At 43.3% G+C, this 18,165-nt stretch carries 21 protein-coding genes; 15 read left to right on the top strand and 6 right to left on the bottom strand.

Annotated features, from left to right (window positions below; translation table 11 throughout):
* Nucleotides 1-20: 20 nt before the first annotated feature.
* Complete coding sequence (locus R7R24_RS01915) at nt 21-1,871, bottom strand: acyltransferase family protein (protein ID WP_054577841.1); 1,851 nt, start codon at nt 1,869-1,871, stop codon at nt 21-23.
* Between the two features lie 241 nt (nt 1,872-2,112).
* On the opposite strand from R7R24_RS01915, the gene R7R24_RS01920 reads away from it, so the two are divergent.
* A complete protein-coding gene (locus R7R24_RS01920; RefSeq protein ID WP_017820985.1) occupies nt 2,113-2,388 on the top strand; it encodes a nitrogenase-stabilizing/protective protein NifW in 276 nt (91 codons plus the stop codon).
* Between the two features lie 117 nt (nt 2,389-2,505).
* On the opposite strand, the gene R7R24_RS01925 is transcribed toward R7R24_RS01920, so the two are convergent.
* Complete coding sequence (locus R7R24_RS01925) at nt 2,506-3,606, bottom strand: alkene reductase (protein ID WP_054577842.1); 1,101 nt, start codon at nt 3,604-3,606, stop codon at nt 2,506-2,508.
* 11 nt (nt 3,607-3,617) lie between these two features.
* Entirely contained in the window at nt 3,618-4,004 is a 387-nt protein-coding gene (gene gloA, locus R7R24_RS01930; protein WP_033906507.1) for a lactoylglutathione lyase, read from the bottom strand.
* A 211-nt stretch (nt 4,005-4,215) separates the two neighbouring features.
* On the opposite strand from gloA, the gene R7R24_RS01935 reads away from it, so the two are divergent.
* Nucleotides 4,216-4,644, top strand: a complete 429-nt coding sequence (locus R7R24_RS01935; RefSeq protein WP_031781242.1) for a PaaI family thioesterase — start codon at nt 4,216-4,218, stop codon at nt 4,642-4,644.
* A 26-nt stretch (nt 4,645-4,670) separates the two neighbouring features.
* The gene (locus tag R7R24_RS01940) at nt 4,671-5,060 is read left to right on the top strand and encodes a MazG nucleotide pyrophosphohydrolase domain-containing protein (RefSeq protein WP_054574607.1); all 390 of its coding nucleotides are present in this window, start codon (nt 4,671-4,673) and stop codon (nt 5,058-5,060) included.
* 43 nt (nt 5,061-5,103) lie between these two features.
* Here the strand turns inward: R7R24_RS01940 and R7R24_RS01945 are convergent, their stop codons facing one another.
* Entirely contained in the window at nt 5,104-5,979 is an 876-nt protein-coding gene (locus R7R24_RS01945) for a universal stress protein (RefSeq protein ID WP_005376485.1), read from the bottom strand.
* A 215-nt stretch (nt 5,980-6,194) separates the two neighbouring features.
* Here R7R24_RS01945 and R7R24_RS01950 point away from each other — a divergent pair, with 215 nt between their 5' ends.
* The 8 genes from R7R24_RS01950 to def all read left to right on the top strand — a co-directional run bounded on the left by R7R24_RS01950 (nt 6,195) and on the right by def (nt 13,492).
* Nucleotides 6,195-7,538 carry a magnesium transporter gene (locus R7R24_RS01950; RefSeq protein ID WP_033906508.1) on the top strand — a complete coding sequence of 448 codons (1,344 nt, stop codon included), beginning with the start codon at nt 6,195-6,197 and terminating at the stop codon, nt 7,536-7,538.
* A gap of 291 nt (nt 7,539-7,829) precedes the next feature.
* Nucleotides 7,830-8,366 (top strand): AAA family ATPase, encoded by a 537-nt coding sequence (locus tag R7R24_RS01955; RefSeq protein ID WP_149192057.1) that lies wholly within the window; start codon nt 7,830-7,832, stop codon nt 8,364-8,366.
* Nucleotides 8,367-8,479: 113 nt separating this feature from the next.
* Complete coding sequence (locus tag R7R24_RS01960) at nt 8,480-9,925, top strand: AGE family epimerase/isomerase (RefSeq protein ID WP_171344645.1); 1,446 nt, start codon at nt 8,480-8,482, stop codon at nt 9,923-9,925.
* A gap of 296 nt (nt 9,926-10,221) precedes the next feature.
* On the top strand, nt 10,222-10,992 hold the full coding sequence (locus R7R24_RS01965) for a hypothetical protein (protein ID WP_136977145.1): 771 nt from the start codon (nt 10,222-10,224) through the stop codon (nt 10,990-10,992).
* Between the two features lies 1 nt (nt 10,993).
* Nucleotides 10,994-11,533 (top strand): tetratricopeptide repeat protein, encoded by a 540-nt coding sequence (locus R7R24_RS01970; protein ID WP_033906511.1) that lies wholly within the window; start codon nt 10,994-10,996, stop codon nt 11,531-11,533.
* Nucleotides 11,534-11,924: 391 nt separating this feature from the next.
* Nucleotides 11,925-12,254: a YceK/YidQ family lipoprotein gene (locus R7R24_RS01975; RefSeq protein ID WP_017820979.1), complete on the top strand. Its 330-nt coding sequence runs from the start codon at nt 11,925-11,927 to the stop codon at nt 12,252-12,254.
* 32 nt (nt 12,255-12,286) lie between these two features.
* Nucleotides 12,287-12,751: an ABZJ_00895 family protein gene (locus R7R24_RS01980; RefSeq protein WP_149192055.1), complete on the top strand. Its 465-nt coding sequence runs from the start codon at nt 12,287-12,289 to the stop codon at nt 12,749-12,751.
* 234 nt (nt 12,752-12,985) lie between these two features.
* Nucleotides 12,986-13,492, top strand: a complete 507-nt coding sequence (gene def, locus R7R24_RS01985) for a peptide deformylase (RefSeq protein WP_017635324.1) — start codon at nt 12,986-12,988, stop codon at nt 13,490-13,492.
* A gap of 72 nt (nt 13,493-13,564) precedes the next feature.
* Here def and R7R24_RS01990 read toward each other — a convergent pair whose 3' ends face one another.
* Entirely contained in the window at nt 13,565-13,972 is a 408-nt protein-coding gene (locus R7R24_RS01990) for a helix-turn-helix domain-containing protein (RefSeq protein ID WP_165439075.1), read from the bottom strand.
* Nucleotides 13,973-14,056: 84 nt separating this feature from the next.
* Between R7R24_RS01990 and R7R24_RS01995 the strand changes: the two genes are divergently transcribed.
* The 4 genes from R7R24_RS01995 (at nt 14,057) to R7R24_RS02010 (ending at nt 17,700) form a co-directional block, all read left to right on the top strand.
* Nucleotides 14,057-14,560, top strand: a complete 504-nt coding sequence (locus tag R7R24_RS01995; protein ID WP_191115914.1) for a DUF2938 domain-containing protein — start codon at nt 14,057-14,059, stop codon at nt 14,558-14,560.
* A gap of 226 nt (nt 14,561-14,786) precedes the next feature.
* Entirely contained in the window at nt 14,787-15,815 is a 1,029-nt protein-coding gene (locus tag R7R24_RS02000; RefSeq protein WP_005388758.1) for a phospholipase A, read from the top strand.
* Between the two features lie 93 nt (nt 15,816-15,908).
* The gene (locus R7R24_RS02005) at nt 15,909-16,367 is read left to right on the top strand and encodes a hypothetical protein (protein ID WP_005388759.1); all 459 of its coding nucleotides are present in this window, start codon (nt 15,909-15,911) and stop codon (nt 16,365-16,367) included.
* Between the two features lie 328 nt (nt 16,368-16,695).
* Nucleotides 16,696-17,700 (top strand): metal-dependent hydrolase, encoded by a 1,005-nt coding sequence (locus R7R24_RS02010; RefSeq protein ID WP_005388760.1) that lies wholly within the window; start codon nt 16,696-16,698, stop codon nt 17,698-17,700.
* Nucleotides 17,701-17,740: 40 nt separating this feature from the next.
* Here R7R24_RS02010 and R7R24_RS02015 read toward each other — a convergent pair whose 3' ends face one another.
* Nucleotides 17,741-18,133: a hypothetical protein gene (locus R7R24_RS02015; RefSeq protein WP_005376463.1), complete on the bottom strand. Its 393-nt coding sequence runs from the start codon at nt 18,131-18,133 to the stop codon at nt 17,741-17,743.
* Between the last annotated feature and the right edge of the window lie 32 nt (nt 18,134-18,165).

Here is an 18,165-nt window from a genome sequence, read left to right on the forward strand (position 1 = left end):
ATAAAAGTTTATTTCCTTGGTTATTGTCGGTCGTAAGTGAACTGTTGCGCTTCATTTGTAGTGTTGAGGTAATGCCCAAGCACCAACTCAGCACCTTTGTAAGATAAATGGCTGTCATCCGTATACATCGCATTGTTTGCTCCAACTCTCATTCGACATACGCCATTTCTGCAAATGGCATCGGTCAAGTCGACAAACTCAACGTGCTCAAATTGCTCAAAGTAGTTCACTAACTTCGCCACGTTTTGAGGGTGATGTTGTTTGGGAGAAAAGTCGCAGGCAGACTCTTCTGTCTCGCCAAACAAACGCGCTTTCCAAAGGCATTCTCCTACCGCAAACGGTGCAGAAGGGGTTGGACCGAAAACGACCACTTCCTTTCCTTTCAGTTCATTCAATAATTTGGTTAATGATGCTTCATAATCGGCTTGTGAAAGCTCTTTATTGAAATTAGAAGAGATAACAACGCGACGAATGGAAGGGGTACTTAGAATTGTATCGACAGCCTCATTGAAGAACTGTCGGCAAGAAATTGAGCCAGCAGCTTCTAGGATGTCGACATAACCGACCGCACAGGAATCTTGAGTAAGTTGCACCACGCCAGTTGGTGTTACTTCGGATAGACGCTTCACGTAAACCATGCTGTGACTATTGCCTAACACAGCGATGGCGGGCTGCGGCGCAGACGAGCACACATCGTTAACGTTGGTGTTGCCGTTGCAATCTAAACCATAACCGTTGTTAACGCGCATGGCCTCGAAAAATGCGCTTCTTTCTGGAAAACCACCGTTTTGATGACCGATAACGCCGAGCGTTAGCAAGGGCAACGTCAACAACACAATAACCGCGGACACAGTGCGCATGCTCATGGCTTTTCGGCTACGGAACGGCTTTTCAATAAAGCGCCAAGTGAAGTAAGAAAGTACAAAAAGAGTGACAACGTAAAGTGGGATATTGATGTCTTGTGTTGTGTCCAACACGTAGCGGTAAAAGACAAATAATGGAATGTGCCACAAGTATAAGCTGTAGCTGATTAAGCCGACGAACACGACCCACTTTAGGCTCAGTAATCTACCGCAGACATTGTCTTTAGAGGCAAACAAAATCACCAACGCGCTACCGATGACCGGCACCAGCAGCGTAATGCCCGCGCCATCTTGCGATTTTTCAAACAAAAGCGAGGAAGCCAATATCAAAACGATGCCAATGGTTGCTAGAGTATCGTTAGATTGAACTTGGACTTTTCTCATCACTAATGCGAGTAATGAACCGGTTGCCAGCTCCCAAGCGCGAGAGAAGATCATGTAAAAAGCGAAATCAGGATCGTTGCTCGCGTAGACAATAGTCATCAAACTCAGCACAAATACCGTGATAAAAAAAGTCAGGTAAAACGCGTTTTTGCCACGAGCGAGTAGCATGAGTAGCAAAGGAATGACAATGTAGTATTGTTCTTCAACGCCCAAGCTCCATGTGTGGAACAGCGGGTTGGCTTGATCTTCTAAACCGAAGTAATTGTGGCCTTTCAAATACAGAAGAATGTTGGATGAAGAGAGAATGGAAGACACTGCAAATTGACCAACGTCTTTGTGTGCTTGCGGCAAAAATAGCCACCAAGACATCAAATAGCTGACGGCGATCACCACCAGTAAGAGGGGGAGTATGCGACGAATGCGTCGCTCATAAAAATCACCAAGGCTGAACTTCTGGTTTTCTAAGTCGTTAATCACGATGGTGGTGATCAAATAGCCGCTGATCACAAAAAACACGTCGACGCCAATAAAGCCACCAGCGAATTGCTCAACTCCTGCATGAAACAAAATCACCAACGTGACAGCAATCGCCCTTAATCCGTCTACTTCTGCTCTGTAAGTCATATCGTGTTGCTCCAACATTCCGTTTAATGAAGTAGAGCAAAATATGAACCAGAAATAATGTTTATTTAAATCAGTGCCTTAAAGTGATTGTCAAAATGAAAATGCTAGGTGGGTTAACGAATTCCCAAATTGAATTTCAATATGGAAACCCCATAAAGAATGATCTTAAGAAGCGCTAAATCAAAGAACGTAAAGCGCGAGGCACTTAGACTTCATTGAAAATGATTACGCTAAAGAAACGATGACAGAGAATACGATTCAGGAAAAAATTGCCAGCTTTACTTGTATCGAAGAGGCTTTGAATTACTTCGACATCGAGTTTGATAGCCGATTTATCGAAAACAATCGAACCGAGTTGGTTAAGAGGTTTCACGGCTACTTAATCCTCACTAAACCGGATGATTGGTTTTCAGGTCGTCGTGCTTTAAAGAATGCTTACTGTAAAGTACAACGCAGTTTGCTCAGTAAAACGACGCGCTCTGCGTGTCGAGGTTGTACATCTTGTCAAAGACGTTAATTCTGGTGGCTTGCCTAAAAAGAACCCTGCATCTTGGTGTCACAGGGGGAAGAGCAAGGTTCTTTTGGTTTCGCTATTGGTTTGTCGCGAGTTACGAATCAGCTTTACGTAGATGAATTAACCCGCGTAATACGCAGGGTAGTCCACCAAGCCTTTTTCACCGCCGCCGAACAATGTGGCAGGGTCATGTTCTGCCAGCGGATAGCCATGCTTGATGCGGCTTGGTAAGTCTGGGTTTGCAACAAACGGACGGCCAAAGCCAATCATGTCGGCTAAACCACTTTCAATCGCGTGTTGCGCCTTTTCTGCGTTGTAACGACCGGCATAGATCAGTGTGCCTTTATACGCCTCACGAACTGCGGTTTTAAAGTCGTGCGGAGTGTCTGGCGCGTCGTCCCAATCCACTTCTGCAATGTGAATGTAAACCACATTGAGTTTATCAAGCAGCGCTGCAGCGGCGGTGTAGGTTTCGACTGGCGTACTATCAACGGTGCCATTTAACGAAGTGAATGGTGCAAGACGAACACCAACACGCTCTGCGCCAATAGCTTGCGTCATCGCCTCTACCACTTCACTAAGAAAACGCAGACGGTTTTCAATGGAGCCACCGTATTCATCGGTGCGGTTATTCGCTTCAGAATCGATAAACTGGTTAACCAAGTAGCCATTCGCTGCATGAAGCTCGATACCATCGAATCCGGCTTCTATCGCGTTTAGTGCGGCTTGGCGGTACTCTTCAATAACGTTCTTGATGTCTTGTTTGGTCATTTCACGTGGCTCAACCACGTCGACAAAACCCGGTTCGTCTGTGCCGTTATCGACAAATACTTTCACGTTTTCTGCTTTTAGCGCAGAAGAAGAAATAGGTTGCTCACCGCCAATGTTATCAGGGTGAGTCACACGTCCAACGTGCCACAATTGCGCGAAGATAACGCCGCCTTTCTCGTGCACCGCATTAGTTACCTTTTTCCAACCAGCAATTTGCTCTGGGCTGTAAATGCCTGGTGTCCATGCATAGCCTTGACCCATTGGCGAAATTTGTGTGCCTTCAGCAACGATTAGGCCCGCTTCAGCACGTTGAGCATAGTATGTCGCCATCATGTAGTTAGCGATATTACCTGGTTGAGAAGCACGAGAGCGCGTCATCGGAGGCATAACGATACGGTTTTTTAATGAGAGAGAGCCAAGTTGAATGGGTTGAAATAATGCGTCTGTCATAGGAAACCTCGTTATTTGTGAGTTTGGATGAGTTCGATTTGGTAACCATCGGGATCTTTAATGAACGCGATGTGAGTTTCTCCGCCTTTCATTGGACCTGGCTCGCGAGTAACGTTGCCACCAAGCGCTTTAATTTTTTCGCAAGCGGCGTAAATATCTTCAGACCCCAGTGCCATGTGTCCGAATGCGTTACCCAAGTCGTAACTGTCGGTATCCCAGTTATAAGTTAGCTCGATGGTCGCGCCATCTGGTTGATCAGGGTTACCAACAAACACCAGTGAGTAACGGTATTCTTGGTTTTCAAAACGATCCAAAACACTCATTCCCAGAACTTTTGTATAAAATTCGATAGATTTGTCTAGGTCAGCTACACGGATCATCGTGTGGAGAAGCTTCATAAGTCGCCTTTTCATAACGTTGCGTAATCACTATGCAAACCATATCGCCACTCTAAATAAACTGGAAATTATCGTTAATTATTAAAATGATTATTTAGTGTTATGAAAAGCGAGGTTGCTGGCCCTGCAACATGCAAACAAAGATTACTCGCCGTTTCTTTTTAATTGTTGGCATATGCTAATTACTCTTTTGAGAAACCGAGTAACTATCATGTCCACAAACAGCTACTGTCATTACACTCACGAGTCTCATCATCAATGTGCGGTTTGTTCTTCAATTAATGTGAATCCGAACTCTTTGGCCGTGAACTACCAATACCTAGCCGATGGTTCTGTTGTCGGAGAGTTTCACGTTTTACCGCGTCATCAAGGTTACACAGACCTGTTGCATGGTGGTATTGCCAGTTCGCTTCTCGATGGTGCAATGACGCATTGTTTGTTATCTAGAGACATTCAAGCCCTTACGGCGCAGTTGGATGTGCGCTACCATGCACCTATTCAGTTAGATGATCGAGTCACGATTACTGCACACTGTGAAGGTGAACGACGCGGTATATATCAACTGGTGGCTCAATTGCGGGTCGAAAGCGAAGTTAGAGTGACGGCTAAAGGGAAGTTTATTCGTCCTAAAAAGGCATAAATAAAAACGTGTTCTACGGAGAGGCAATGAAGAAATTTGATGAGCTGTATGCAATTGCGACGAGAAAATCTCAATATGACCAAACCAATACTTGGTTTAAAGGCGTAGAGACTTATCTGGAGGCCATTGGCAAAGAAGTTGATGAAGTCCGCGAAGAGATTCGTGAGGATCGCCTTTGTCATTTGGAAGACGAGTTAGGCGATGTGTTGTGGAACTACCTTAACGTATTAAAAGCGTTGGAAAGAGAAAAGGGGATAGATCCTGAGAAAGTACTCGAAAGAGCCTGCAACAAATACGATCAGCGTGTATCTGCGATTGAGTCGGGACGCAGTTGGGATGAGATAAAACAGCAGCAGAAACAAGCCTTGAACGCAGAGCATGAAGTCGCGCAGTTAGAAGATGTAAAGAGCCAATAACTGCGCTTGGTATTGAAAGGATAGATTAATAGGGAATACCTAGTCAGCCCTTGGAGCTGTTGACCAACAGTAGGTCACAAGGTGGTTGGTCAAGTAACGTGTCTACAGTGCTGCCAGACCAAAATTGGGATGACATGCTTCGTTTACATGCACCCATAATCAAAATCGCTGCTTGTGATTGCTTAACTGCTTTTGGTAACGCCGTTTCAGGGTTTCCTTCCGGTAATAGTAATGGAACTCGCGTTAACTTTTGCGCAGTAATAAAATCTGTAATGCCTGCTTTTTGATTGCTTAATATCTCTGCACGATAGCGAGAGAGGTATGGCGCGACGTATCGGCAGTAAACGAGCGTCATTTTCCCGCTTAAGGTTTGTTCTAATTTTGAGCCTCGCGAGACGATGGCTTTATCTACTATCGACTTTTCATCCCCTCGATGAAGTGGGTCGATTGCACAAAGCATGTTGGCGTGAGAAGGCCATGAACGCTCACTCAGTAGCAACAAGTCGCAATCTTGTTGTGCCAGTTCTGTGAGCATCGTTTGAATCTCGTGTTTGTTAAAGTGTCCCACGAGCAGTAAGTCAGTGTGGTCAACAAGTCGTTTCGCAACTTGCTCAACCCAATGGCTCCCTTTGAAATGCTCGTAAGAGAGCGTTGGTGTTTCAAGCTCTTCTTCTTCACAAAGTTCGACAATTAATGCGTTGAACTTTAAGGTCCAAGCTTCAAACTCAGCTTGTCTTTTTTCTATATGGTCAGAGTTGAAACTGAGAAAATGAGCGAATGCGTGATCTTCACTTCGGCGATGGTCTTCCACTAAAACTACAATAGGCTGAGCCAGCGCTGTCGAAAATTGAATCACTTTACGAAGCACCTTACGACTTGGTAAGGCGGCCTGCTGAGTCAGAAAAAATACAGGTGCCATTGATTACTCCATTATCAAACAAGGCGAATGAGCCTGACACACATTCAAGTCTATACCATGAACTGATGCAGAGGCGTTTTGTTTCTGCGAGCGAAATATAAATTCCGCAATTAAGTCAACTATCGCCTAGAATTTTAACATCAAGAATTCATGCCTTCGGATAGCACATATCGTCAATGCGGCGAATGTGGTAGTGAAAGCTATAGGTAAAAGTAATGATAGATTCCAACCAATTGCAAATTAACCGCAAAGTGCCACATTTGCTTGCTGAGATCATTAAAGCGATAGAATCGACCGAAGACTTGAGCTTTTTGAAAGACTATCAAGAAGCACAGATTGCGAACATTTTGGAATCGGTCAACATTGCTTACCGTAAGCGTGTCATAGAAGCAGTGCCGCCTGAGAAGTATTGGACGGTATTAAATTTGCTCCGATACGACACCGCCAAGCACATTCATCAATCACTCAATAAAGACTTACAACATGAACGCTTGGCGTACATAACGGATTCAGAACTGATCATCTTTGCGGACTTTCTACCGACCGAATTTGTAGATGAATACCTTATTGATCAAAGTGAAGAGTCTGTCGCGCATATCCAACAAGCATTGTCGTATGAAGACAACAAAGTTGGACGTTATGCCGAGCCTCACTTTCTGGTCGCAAACCCTAAAAACAGCGTAGGAGGCATCAAAACCGAGCTGCTAAAACGTGGGCAAAGTCCAGTGCGGTTGATTATTGTGCGTGATGCAAGTGGTGTGATTGGTACGATAGAGCCGCAAACCCTGTTGCTGCACGAAAATCATATCAAACTTACCGACTTGACCGTAGTTACGCCAATTCTAGAAGATATTCAAACGATTCAAAGCGTCAGCAAACAAGTCTCGATTGATGGTGGAGCACATTGGTTTCCTATCATGGCTGGTGGCAAAATTATGGGCGTCTTGTCGATGGCGACCATCGCGATTACGTTGCGCGAACTCAGCCTACAAGCTGTAGTGGCAGAAAACGTACGAAGCGAAGAAGATTTGTTCACACCATTAAGCGTGGCGACAAGGCTAAGAGCACTTTGGTTGGTGATTAACTTGCTGACCGCTTTCGTAGCCTCCGCCATCATTGGGCTTTTTGATAATGTGGTCGAGCAAGTCGTTGCGCTTGCTATCTTAATGCCCGTTGTGGCGAGTATGGGCGGCATCGCAGGTAGCCAAACCTTAGCGGTGGCCATTCGGGGTATCGCATTGAACCACTTGCACCAAAGTAACTTGAAGCTATTGGTGAATAAGGAATTAAAAATCGCCACCATTAATGGCTTGATCATGGGATTAGTCATCGCGGGTGTCGTCTACATGGTGTTTGACTCTTGGCCATTGGCGCTTATTATCTGTTGTGCCATTTTCCTCAATAGTTTGGCGGCCGCGGCATCGGGTACGTTGATACCATTCACGTTGAAGAAGTTTAACATTGATCCCGCCGTGGCTGGCTCGGTAGTATTGACGACCGTTACCGATGTCGTCGGTTTCTTTGCGTTCTTAGGCTTAGGTGCCATTTTCTTGATATAGATATCCAATTGACGCGTTAACCAGCAGAACCAATCGCACCATTTCCCAACCCAGTATTTTGGGCGAGCTTGCTTCGCTCAGCATTCCTCCGTTTTCCATAACCGATGAACACGTCGTTTCGGTTCTTACTTTGTAAATCTCTTCACTGCTCAGTTCTATTCCCCAAATTTCCCACTACCGATCCTCGCTTAACGTTAGCGTGCCAAATTCCAATTTCAAACGCCAGATGATGCCCATTTTCTTGGCTGTACACGCATTACTTCACTCAAACAAAAAAATAAGGAAAAGATTTTGAACAAACTCATTGTATTCACTGGTGGTCCCGGTGCAGGAAAAACCTCGGTTATCGAACAACTAAAAACACAAGGCTTTATCTGCGCGCCAGAAACCGGCCGTCAAGTAATACAAACGCAGGTTGCCAATCACGGTTCAGCATTACCTTGGAATGACAAACAAGCTTTTCGAGACGAAATGATGAAGGCAGAAGTGAGCAATTACCGAGCTTTCAATGCCCACCAAGGGGACGTGTTTTTTGATCGCAGTATTGTGGACGTATATGGCTACAGTAAGTTGGAACAACTTCCAATCTCGCATGAGCTCATCACGCATTGCCAGATGCTTCGTTATCATTCTCAAGTATTCATTTTTCCACCTTGGGCATCGATATTCAGCAACGACGAAGAGCGAAAGCAAGATTTTTCTGAAGCGGTGGCTACGTATCAACAGATGGCCAGCGCTTATCACAAATTTGGTTATCAATTGATCGAAGTGCCCAAAATGTCAGTCGAAGACAGAGTAGCGTTTATTCGCGGCTCAATCATCGAATAAGGCTGAAAGATGATTGATGCAAACAAATGCGTAAGGCGATTGTGACCACGACGACAATATGCGTAAAGGGAGTTATTTATACTGGATAAAGTTCAATAACTTAATTGAGTGTTATGTCTTTTAAATATCTTACCTTATTGCTCGCAACGACGAGCATGAGCAGCTTTGCTGATGTAGGCCTGCCTTCGGGGGATGATTGGTTAAACCATGTGACGAATGGCCTAGCCCCATATTGGATGATGGAAAGCGCGCATGGACAACCTGCGGGGAATTTTCCGACTTTTCGTTGTGATAACGGTGTCATTCTCGACCCACAAAAGCCGTGTGAAGAATTAAACAAAGGGTGGATTAGCCCGCACTTCGATCGCGAATACACCCGCATGAAATCGCGCCAAACTTACGCTTATGGCGTACTTTTTCATCTTACGGGTGACAAGCAAGCATTAGAGCTGGCAAAGAAAGGGGCTTATTACCTGATTGATCATCTACAAGATGAGAAAAACGGCGGCTTCGTGAGCTTTACGCGTAGTGGAAAACCGGGGATGGAGTGGCAACAGCGAACTTCTCAAGACCAAGCTTACGCCTTGGTGGGGTTGGCGATGTACTACTACTTAACGCAAGATCCAAAGGTTGAACAAGCACTTATCGACCAGCAAGCGTTTATATTTAAACAATACCGACGAAGCGATGATCGCGGTCTGGCGTGGGTTTTGAAAGATGGTGATGGGGAAAGTGAGAAGCAGCAAGAGTTAGTCGCTCAACTTGACCAAATTAATGGCTACCTGTTGTTAACGGCGCCACTTTTACCAGAACCAGCGCAAGCCAAGTGGAAGCAAGATCTGCAATGGCTGATGCAAGTGATGCTAGATAACTACCATTCCGTCAAAGAGCAGCGTTTTTATGGCGCGATACACCACAAAGCGGTAATGATGCCAGATGCGAAACACAATGATTTTGGACACACCATCAAAGCGTATTGGATGACGTATCTCACTGGTCAGTTGTTGGAGAATTCCAATTGGACAGAGTTTGGTTTCAAAGGAATGAAACACACGCTTAAACAAGCGCAATACCAGCAAAACTTTGAGCAAGTCAAAGCGCTTTTCTCACCAGAATGGCAGAGTAAATGGACGCAAGAGAGCATTCCTGCTTGGCAATCAAGACCATACAAGCACTATAGCTCGTCTTGGGAATGGGCAGAGCTCGATCAAGCGGCAATGACAGTTTCCCTTGTTGATGGTTCGATGAAAGAAACGCTTCAATACACGTTACCCACTTTTATGGATGCATGGGTGGATCATCAATATGGAGGCGTCGGTCTAAGCCCTAAATCAACCAAAGCGTTCCATTGGGGAAATGGTTACCACCAGTTTGAACATGCGTTGGTCGGGTATTTGTACGCGCAACAAATGGCAAAACAGCCTGCCAAGCTTTACTACGCGCGACCAGCAGAGAATAAAATGCCACTTAATCCATATTACTTTAGCGCAGACGTAAAATCGTTGTCGTCACAAAGTGATGGAGTCACCACCGCGACATTCACCAATATTCGACCTTAGGTTGGTCGATGGTGATGTGTTAATTAAAGTCCGCGTAAAAGCCAAAGCAAAATTGTAGCAGTAATATCAATAAAGGCTAACCAACTGGTTAGCCTTTATTTTTAATAATCTTACATGTAATGGTGACAACACATATAGTTAACGAATGTTTATTTGTAATGACCGCTGAGTGTTTCTAACAAATATCTAACTATAAATTAACTTTCATTGATTAGGGTATATCTCACAACTAGGACAACTTAGAGCTTGGAACTTTATGCAATCCTGTTCATAATAATGGTTTTGAGAGAATCATTATGTACATTTCTATACTAACGCACGAGAGAGATACGCCGTTATCAATCAACTACATTAATTACATGTATCCAGCTGACAAACTATTTAGCTCTTGTGTCGAACTAAGAAGCAAATTAGATAATGAGAAAATTCCCGTTAATACCATAAAAGATACTTCTCTTGCGGGACCATTACGTAAGCTTCCAAATGATATTACAGGTGAGAAAAGGTTACAAAAGCTTAAGGAACAGATAGATCGCAACATGGCGGTTAAGTCTGGTATGTTAACCGATCGAATGCACTGGAAAAACAAAGCTGTTATTCCTTCACGTAAATTTTCGTCTCTAGCTCCAATACAGTCGTCAACTCTAGCTTCTACTGCAATGAAAGCAAATAGTGGAAGGGCCATGGCCTTAGGGATGGTATTACAGAAAGGCAGAGCTATGCTTCTCTTTGATATTATCCGACAAAACGTTAGAGTACTAGCTAATCGAGTACACAATGCAAATCTAGAATCATCTGGCTGCATTTTGATTGTTAATGTGAAGTATTTGAAAGTCGAAAGGGAATATGGGAAAGCTCCTCAACTATCTAGAGTTTCATTAGCAAGTGTAATTCCTCAAGAAGACAAGTATAACTTTGATTCGAGTGCTTATGTTCGTGGTCAAATTGCCAATATGTGTGAAGCTAGTGCTAAAGCTCCGATCAATACAAAGTTTCAAATTGTAAGCGGTCAGTATGACGATTCATACTCGACAGCAGTCTTGTTTATCAAATGCACATGGGAATAACATGAGAATTGTTAACGTTTTATTAGTAGTGCTCCTTGTTACGGCATGTAACGATACTACGTCAAAGTTTGAGGCAACTAAAACGACAGAAAGCCTCCTAACTAAGAACCGAGAAGCTCCAGAGCAGTTGTACAGCGAAGCAAATAAATTTTATGAACAAGGTGATGTGCAAGGAGCAAAGTCTTTATTGATCAAAGCTATCGAAGTGGATGATGTTCATAGTAAAGAGCTTTTAGGGATAATCCTTCTGAAAGAGCCAAAAGTCATGGATGTTAAGCGAGGCTTTTCTTTAATCTCAGAGGCTGCTGATGATGGGTTGGCGAGTGCACAATTTTATTTAGGATCATGTTTGTATGATGATGGCTGTGGTTTACCTGAAAATAAGGTGCTTTCAGCCTATTACTTGACGCAAGCGTTAAATAATGGTGAAGGTGGTGCACAAATGCTACTTGGATTTCTAGATGAAGAAATAGGTGACACTGCGATTGATCAAAAAACATATGCGGTAGAGCTGAATCGCTATATAGAACAACTCAATTAATATTGCGGCTTAATGTTTTATAGGGTTTTAATCGAACCTCAAACAGAGAGTGCTGGACTTCTACAAAGCAGTAGAAGCCACAGCGAAGCTGCAACAATAATCGAGTGTGTAATAGAAAATAAAAAGCCGTCAGAACCACTGATTTTGACGGCTTTTTATTCTATGACAGGTAGAGGCTTCAATTTTCAGCGCGATAGATCCATGAAAACTTAAGTGAGATTCCAATCAGGTCGCATGATCTCACTAGTGTCATTGGAAATAAATGAATTGTTTCTAATACATAGAACGTATTAACATGGTTGCACTTGGCCCATATGAGTAAATTCATTGAACATACAATTTGAGAGAGGGTTTAGTTGTAAAAATAATAGTTAGTTGGAATCTAGGTTAAATGAAAATAAAACTATTTAAAAAGCTACAAGTTGTATTTCTTGTGGTGTCAGCATCTTTAATGGTGGGGTGTTCATCTATAGATGCGCATGCTGGTGGCGGATACGGAAAGCCGTTTTCAGGCACCGCGTTATCAGTCGCACGACAACCTTGCTATTTAAGAGCTGATATTACTTCTATCGCGTTATACCCACTATCATTGATTGACATTCCTTTGTCGTTAGCAACGGACGTTGTGTTTCTTCCTGTTGATTTAGTCATGGTAGTTACGCCAACAACGAGTTATGGCGGTGTTGTTTCTCTAGGTTGTCCAAGCGGAAGCATGATCTAAAACGCTTATTTTATTCAAATAAATGGAAGGAAATGAAAGTGGAATTAAAAAGTAACTATTCAGAATCAGAAATAAACCAGCCACCATCGGTACTTCTTGTTACGTCTCTGTTGTGTCTGGCGTCCGTTTGTTGGGCTGCATTGCTGTTGGCCATTGAATATATTGTTGGGATAGAAATGAGTGGTACAGGCTTTCTTAGCACGTTAATCCCAGCCATGAGTGTTGGTTATTACTTCGGCTACAAGACTGGAGATGTAATGCCATCAAAAACAAGATGGTATGCTGTTTTACTGTGGACTTTAGCAAGTTTGGCAGTGTTCTCTCTTATCTTAATGTCGTTAGATATTTCTCCGTTTTATTTATTATCTGAGCTCGGTGGGGTAAGTATTTTTATTGCTATCATAATGCTAATAACGATTGGCATCGCCTACTTAATTTTAAAAAGTGGTGAGAAAATGGCGATTAGAGTATTACTCAAAGCCAAGGAAAGTCAGTAGATAAAATACAACAAACGATTCAATTAGGATCATGACAAGACGCCAGCCATAATGTGCTGGCGTTTTAGTTTCCTGTTTGTAGGGTTTTTTGTCTAAAAGGCAAACCCATTTATTGTGTTGTCGTTTGAGTTAATGGTTTATGCCTTGTGCGCAAGATAGCTTAGCAGGTTTATGTATCGAGAAACGTGTGTATAATTCGCCACGAATTACGATTTATAGATATGAAAGGTAAGTATGGCAGTCCTCGAAATTCTCTCCATTCCAGACCCAAGGCTTAAAGTAAAAGCAGAAAAAGTCACTGATGTATCGACAGTACAAACGCTGATAGACGATATGCTAGAAACACTTTACGCAACGGGCAATGGTATCGGTTTAGCTTCAACCCAAGTAGGCAGAAAAGAGGCGGTTGTTGTCATCGATATCTCTGACGAACGCAATGATCCTTTAATCTTGGTTAACCCAGAAGTGGTGAGCGGAGAAAACAAAGCACTTGGTCAAGAGGGATGTCTCTCTGTTCCTGAGTACTACGCAGATGTAGAGCGTTACACGTCAGTTGTTGTGTCTGCACTAGACCGTGATGGCAACCCGATTACAATCGAGAGCGATGAGTTCTTGGCGATTGTGATGCAGCACGAAATTGACCACCTATCGGGTAACTTGTTCATTGATTACCTCTCACCGTTAAAGCAAAAAATGGCGATGAAAAAAGTGAAGAAGTACGTAAAAGCGAAAGCTAAGTAATATGAGAGGAAGTAACCCTCCATGTCGAGTTACTTCCTTTTAAATCAAGAATAGGAAGGTAGGGAGAGCGGTTCATCTCTGCTTTTGGGGGACATAACGCTTTACGACTTTCATAAGCCTTTGAAATGAAGAGCAGTCCATATGCGATTCATGAGGGCAGGAGGCGACATGGTTTAGGCTGTCTCGCACCGCTTTCAAACGTTTTATTTGCTCATCAATCTCAAGTGCCTTTTTCGTTAGTAAGTCACGATCGATATATGGCTTTGAAACTTCTGATTGATTCAACATTTCTGCCATTTCGTTAAGCGATATTCCAGCGATACGCCCCAAACTAATTAAATTGAGTGTATTGAGTACCTCTGGTGAATATTGGCGTCTCAATCCATTCCTTCCTATCGAGCGAATTAACCCCAGCTGTTCGTAGTACCTGAGCGTTGAAGTCGGCAATCCTGATTTTCTAACCACTTCTGCAATATCCATATTATTCCCCATTGACTTCAAGTTGGCTTTAAGTTGTAGCATGCAACTAAGACCTTAACAAATCAAAAACTTGAGGAGAGAAAAATGCTGCTTTTAATGGGATTGCAAGCGGTGCTAATAGGGATTGGTGCCACTTTGATAATGGATTTATGGGCATGGTTACAAAGGATAGTGTTTGGTATTCCTTCATTAAACTATGCGTTGGTTGCGCGCTGGGTTTTGTACATGCCCCAAGGAAAGCTTATGCATGCGCCAATTATGGCGTCAGAGGCGATGCCGGGAGAAAAGTCACTTGGCTGGTTTTTGCATTATGCCATCGGCGTTACTTTCGCTTTGGCTCACGTTACTGTTTTTGGTCATCATTGGTTGGTAGAGCCCAGTCTAATGCCCAGCTTAATTACAGGCGCGGTAACGTTGATCTTCCCATTTTTGGTCATTCAACCTTGTCTAGGATTTGGTTTTGCTGCGAGTAAAACCCCAACACCTTGGAAAGCCCGTTTTCTTAGCACATTGGCGCATTTGGGTTATGGTTTGGGTTTATTCATAGCCGGGTTTGCAATCAAAGTTACGAGCCAGTATTTTGCATAGATAAAATGAGCATCATGCAAACGAGTGGTTTTTATCTATGATGCTCAACTCTTGGTTGTTTTTTGCGCTTTGATCATAGTTGACCGATATGTCTAAAGTCTGTTGCATTTATCCAAGACGTAAAGTCGGCGGACATTTAACATTGCCTTAACGTCAGAATGGCAAGCGGTTTACCAAGAAAAACTAAAATTATCTGGTTTGACATAAAGAATATTAAGGGTTTCAGATGGCTTCAAAAGTGGCAGGGATATCAATACTGAGTTTATTGGCAGCGCCAGTTGCGATGGGAGAAACAGCCAGTGCTTATGATTTATGTTTGCTAGACAAAATAAAGCAAAGCAAAGATGAAGAAACCATAAAGAGCATTCGCGCGCAGTGTGAGCTTGACACAGTAACCAGCACAGTGCCCGCTGATCCAGAAATTGAAGAGCCTGAAGAACTTCAGGAAAGTTTGGTCGACAAGCGTTTGGAATCAGAACGAGAAAACGCGTTCGAACCGTTTAGTCTGGTCGCGCATCGCGTTAACTATATTCTTCCGTTTACATACAGTGATCGTGTAAATAAACGCGCGTATGCCGACACCAAATACGGCGATGAACTGCGTAAGGAAGAGGCGGAGTTCCAAATCAGTTTTAAAGTACCAATGAACTATGATGACTTGTTGTTTGATGGCGATGGTCTGTTTTTTGGAATGACTCTTAAATCATTTTGGCAGGTATACACGGGTGCAGCATCTCGTCCATTCCGTGAAACCAATTATCGTCCAGAGCTTTTTTACTACACCCCAACAGACTGGAAACCACTTGATGGTTCGACTTGGTTAGGTTTTGGTATTGAACATGAGTCTAACGGTCAGAGACAGGAGCTATCGCGCAGTTGGAACCGTGTCTATGCCAACTTAACCTTTGCAAAAGACAATTTTGCGGTTTCTATCCAGCCTTGGTGGCGTATACCTGAAGATGAAAAGACATCGCCTAATGATCCCAAAGGTGATGATAACCCGAATATCGAAGACTATATGGGACACTTTGAGCTATCGAGTGCTTACAAGTGGAATGGTTACGAGTTTACCTTTTTAGGTCGCCAGAACTTTCAAACACATAAGGGTTTTGCAGAACTGGGTGTGTCATTTCCGATTTGGGGCAAAGTTCAGGGGTACGCACAATACTCAGCGGGTTATGGTAAGAGCTTGATCGACTATGATCATAATCAGCAGCGGATTGGTGTTGGTATTGCAATCAACGGTGTTTTGTAGTTTTTCGTAGATGGATAGAAATTAACACTGGCAATTGAAATTTCAATATTTAGAATGCGAGGCTGAAATTGATTTCTAACCTAGAGTGATTTTATGCTTCGTGATTACACCTTCGATTGTCTTGTAACTATGCCTCGCCATGAGCTGGAAGAGTTTAGTGCTCGTATGATCAGTAAAATGGTGCCAGAAGACGTGATGAATGAGTTGTTCACTTTTGATCAAGAAGAAGTGGATAGTGAAGATCGCATGTTGTCTGCACGTCTTGATGCAATGCTACGCATGACAGCAATCGCACTGAGTGAAATTCAACAAGCGTTTGATGACTCAGACAACGCAAAGCAAAATAGCGAGCGAATGACGAGATTGGTGCTTTGGCATTTCTACGCGATCTCATTCCGTTTGGAAGAGGCCATCACGCTAGAAACACACTGTGCTCTAGTGGAAAAACTAATCGAAAATGCACCTTCGGATGTTTTTGCGTGGGTAAAAACATTGACGGAGCTGCTACACACTTACGCTGAAATCAACGCGAAAGAGAATCCTCAAGACTAAACGCCTGCCGTTTATCGTTCAGTAAATTAGAAACAAGGCGAGCCATTTGGTTCGCCTTGTTTTTTCGCGTCAGATAAACCTTCGGGTTTGAAATACCAAACAAGCCTAGACTCAGATTTGTTCGTTCACTAGCGAACGGCGTGATTCCTTCTTACACTAAATCAAAGTGTTTGTTGCTAAACAAGCAAATGCATGACTAAGTCGTGTATTGTTTTCCACTTAAATGCGGATAATTTATGTCGAAGAACCTTCTGGTTTTTAAATTGGAACCGACTATTGAGCGTGTACGCTTTCCAGCTGAGCTTCATCTATCTAAAGGAAGTGAACGATGGATCCGTTAACGCAAGGTTTATTGGGTGCAGCTTTGCCACTGGCCGTGAGCAACAAGCGAAACCTTGCAGTTGTTGGCGTGTTGGGCGTGGTCTCTGGGATGGCTCCGGATTTAGATGTGCTCATCCGTTCTTCAACTGATCCTTTGCTGTATTTGGAATACCATCGCCAATTTACTCACTCGCTCTTGTTTATCCCGTTTGGTAGTTTCATTTGTGCTTTGGTGTTGTATCCATTGTTCGCAAAAAAGCGAGGACTAAGCTTCCGGCAGAGTTGGTTTTACTGCGCGCTTGGTTATAGTACCCATGCGTTATTAGACGCATGCACCAGTTATGGAACACAGCTTCTATGGCCGATAAGCAACACGCGTTATGCTTGGAACACTATTTCGGTAATCGACCCCGCGTTCACACTCCCTATTTTAATATTGCTTTTGTTTGTTGCACTGAAGCGAAGCCCAAACTATGCCCGCATTGCATTTTTATGGTGCCTGGCTTACCTAAGTCTTGGAACGATACAACGAGATAGAGCAGAAGTAGCTGGTTGGGAAATCGTCAAAGAGCGACAACACAACGCTATACAATTAAAAGCCAAACCAAGTTTCAGCAATCTTTTGGTTTGGAAACTAATTTATGAAACGGAAGAGAGCTACTATGTAGATGCCGTAAGGGTGGGGCGTTCAATAAAAATTTACCCTGGCGAATCAACTCCAAAGTTAAATATAAAAGAGCAATTTCCGTGGCTAAACCCGCAATCGCAACAAGCAAGAGACATCGAACGTTTCCGTTGGTTTTCAAACGGTTTTGTAGCGACGGATCCGAATAATGAAATGCGAATTGTTGATATGCGTTATTCCATCGTACCAAACCAAATTAATGCGTTATGGGGCATTAATCTATCCCCAAAAGCCAGCGCAGACGCGCACGTTGAATACACTGCTCATCGAGGAAGTACTGCAGAAGATCGCCAAGTTTTTTTCAACATGCTTACGGATTTTGAGTGATGGTTTTACTTTGGATTTCGATGCGGTTTCGTAATAACTATTACGCAGACTGAAAGTCCTTTACTAGGGTCGGCTTGCTAGCGAAGAAAATCTTGCCAAACAGGGACTTGTACTTCCAGCCAAGAGACAAAAGCCGTTTAGCTAAGTTCTTGTTTTCAATGATTGCAACCTCAACACCTTGGTAGTGGTAAGGATTGCTTTTGATGTAGTCGATAAATGCAGTAAGCACGCCTTGCCCGCGAACGGAGGGTGCAAAGTTGACTGCTACAATAGAAAAGCGTTGGCTACCTGCTGGGCAACGGACTAAACAGTGCCCAAGAGGATGAGTAATAGTCTCAGAAAATTCAGGAAAAGGGCGAGACTCAAGCTCTTGAGAAAGCGCATCGTATCGCTGACATAGATAAGAAAATAGTTGTTTCGCTTCGCTGTTCATATCGGTGCCGCTTTTGTGTTGCTTGGTTTGAA

The organism is Vibrio sp. 704, assembly GCF_033339295.1.